This is a genomic window from Brunnivagina elsteri CCALA 953 (assembly GCF_002289455.1).
Lineage (GTDB): Bacteria > Cyanobacteriota > Cyanobacteriia > Cyanobacteriales > Nostocaceae > Brunnivagina > Brunnivagina elsteri.
The window spans coordinates 1-2,791 of record NZ_NTFS01000599.1 but is presented as its reverse complement, the minus strand read 5'-3'; the positions used below and the strand labels follow the sequence as shown (position 1 = coordinate 2,791).

Here is a 2,791-nt window from a genome sequence, read left to right as displayed (position 1 = left end):
AGATGCAAGTATAACAAGTAACATAAGTATATCTTCTTTTTTTATCCTGAATTCACTTCCAGGAATATCAATACAAACTATCCTTCCTCTGAAGTTAACGATTAGCAAAATGCCAACCGCTAACCGCTAATAGGGTTTTACATATAGCAGTTCTACACCGGAGAGTTTTGAAGACAGGATTTGATAGAGTCTCTACATCCATCACAATTCCTTCAAAACTGCTGACGGATTGCTATATGTATTTTGCAACCTACTAAACAATGGGAGTTAGGGATTCCATCCGCATGGACGACTCACAATCAAAAGGATTCCAAACCCGATCTGCGATCGCCATTTGTTCGATTAAACTTGCTAAACGTAAAGCTTTAAGTGCTTGTTCTCCACCAACTGAAGGGGGATTACCACCACGCACGCAGTTGATAAAGTGGTCTAATTCGGCTCTCAAGGGTTCAATATTACTTGTATAAACCTTTTCAATTAAACCATCTTGCTTATACAACCCTTGGGAATTATTCGCAGAATTAGCGGTATGTCGGTGAATCAAAATCTCATTTCTCAGAAAATCAGCTTCCGTCAACGAATTATTGGTATGAGCACAGATGCAGCGAATTTTTCGATGGGTGATTTTACTAGCTGTCAATGTCGCCACAACCCCATTCGCAAAACCTAGTGTCGCTGTGACATAATCCAAATAAGCAGAGTCAGGATTGCGAGTTCCATTAGCAGTCAGCTTGATAACCGGAGATGCAGCTAAATCCAGGAGCAAATCGATGTCATGAATCATTAAATCCAGGACAACCGACACATCGTTAGCACGATTAGAATAGGGACTCATTCGATGTGCTTCGAGTGCTAACACTTGTTCAGTTTTGAGAACTTTGCTCAATTCCTGAAACACGGGATTGAAACGCTCAATATGTCCAACCTGCAAAATACACTGAGACTCAGCAGCCGCATTAACTAGAGATTCTGCCTCAGAAATAGTGGCAGCAATCGGTTTTTCTATTAACACGTGAACCCCAGCTAGCAAGCAGCTAATACCAACTGCATAGTGCATCCTAGTGGGTACTGCAATACAAACCGCATCCACAAGGCTAATCAGTTCGCTATAGTCTTCAAAAAAACGGGTTTTATACTTAGAGGCTGTTTCCAACCCACGCTCAATATCAATATCTACAACTCCAACCAGTTCAACATCTTTCATTGAACTCAGCACACGAACGTGATGTTGCCCCATACTCCCAACTCCAACCACTCCAACGCGGATTGGGCGTGGCTGGTTGCGTTGTGTATGTGGATTTGGTTCTGCCACTGACATGCTATCCTGCACTATTATTTTCTCCTCAACCACCAAATATTAGAGAGACACTACGGTCGTTGGACTTAGACAAAAGACCAATAACGAACCGTTTAAAACCATCCAGATGGTAACATGGAGGTTCTGCTTATGAAGAATTTCAAAGTTTGCTGTGAGTTCCCGGTATCGGCTATCTTTTATCTCAACGATTCAACTTTATGCTTTTTGTATACTTTACACAAAATATATTTTCTCTTTTTCTTAACTTTAAATTGCGAAGGTGCATCAGTATTTAAACCGTCGAAATAGTTTATTGTGAACTTATTATGAGCATTTTCTTCAGGAATATTTTTTGTAGCGATCGCATTGGGTGAAAACAGCATTTATTGTCAGTAAGATTACACATTAAACTAAATTGGAGACTAATTGTATCATATGCAAAAATTATAATTGTTGAGTTTAAAGTCAGCTAGACATTGAACAAATTCTTCCATAATTTGGTTGTACCATATGGCGGAGACATTAAGCCCCCTTAATCCCGTATAGTGACTTCAAAGGAATAGCATGTTAGTTTTGTTTGTTAAAAACTCAGGGCAAGGAATGAAAAGTATCTACTTATGAAAGCTGTAATTTTATTATCTGGAGGATTAGACTCTTCTACTGTTCTCTATCAAGCTTTGGCTGATGGTTACGATTGCTATGTCATGTCATTTGACTACCAGCAACGACACAAGCGAGAATTAGAATCAGCATTTGCAGTTGCCAAAAAGGCTGGGGTTACACAACACCAACTAGTCAATTTTGATTTAAGGCAGTGGGGAGGTTCGGCACTTACAGATAATAAACTCGATTTACCTGTACAGCGTTCCTTGACAGAAATGTCCCAAGATATCCCTATTACCTACGTACCAGCCCGCAATACCATCTTTTTGAGCTTTGCCCTAGCCTATGCCGAAACCATAGCCGCAGAGCGCGTCTACATCGGTATTAATGCCCTCGATTATTCCGGATACCCCGATTGTCGTCCCGATTATATCAACGCGATGCAGTCGGTTTTTCGGTTGGGAACTAAACAAGGACGTGAAGGACAACCAATTTCGATTATTGCCCCCCTAATTCACCTGAAAAAAACTGAAATTATCCAGCTAGGTAACAAACTTGGTGTACCTTGGGAATTAACTTGGTCATGTTATGCAGGCAATGAAGCTGCATGTGGTATATGCGACTCTTGCCGTTTGCGTCTTGCTGCTTTTGCTGAGTTAGGATTCAAAGACCCAATTAATTATACTGTAAATGGCTTAAAATTTGACTAATATAGAACCCCTCTCCAACCTCTCCCCTTACTAAGGGGAGAGGCTTATAAGTATCAGTTTTGGCAGATAAAAAGTCTAATTCTTAACCGTTTTTAGTATATAAATAGGGTTTGCTGAAAAACTCCACAAAGCGAATCTAGATGCAACACTGCCCACTGTTAGGGTAGTTTTAGGCGTTAGT

2 protein-coding genes are annotated in these 2,791 nt (G+C 40.3%); one reads left to right on the top strand and one right to left on the bottom strand.

What is annotated here, in order from left to right; translation table 11 throughout:
- Positions 1-253 precede the first annotated feature (253 nt).
- Positions 254-1,330, bottom strand: a complete 1,077-nt coding sequence (locus CK510_RS28885; protein WP_095724908.1) for a Gfo/Idh/MocA family protein — start codon at positions 1,328-1,330, stop codon at positions 254-256.
- A gap of 584 nt (positions 1,331-1,914) precedes the next feature.
- Here CK510_RS28885 and queC point away from each other — a divergent pair.
- The gene (gene queC / locus CK510_RS28875; protein ID WP_095724906.1) at positions 1,915-2,610 is read left to right on the top strand and encodes a 7-cyano-7-deazaguanine synthase QueC; all 696 of its coding nucleotides are present in this window, start codon (positions 1,915-1,917) and stop codon (positions 2,608-2,610) included.
- Positions 2,611-2,791 lie beyond the last annotated feature (181 nt).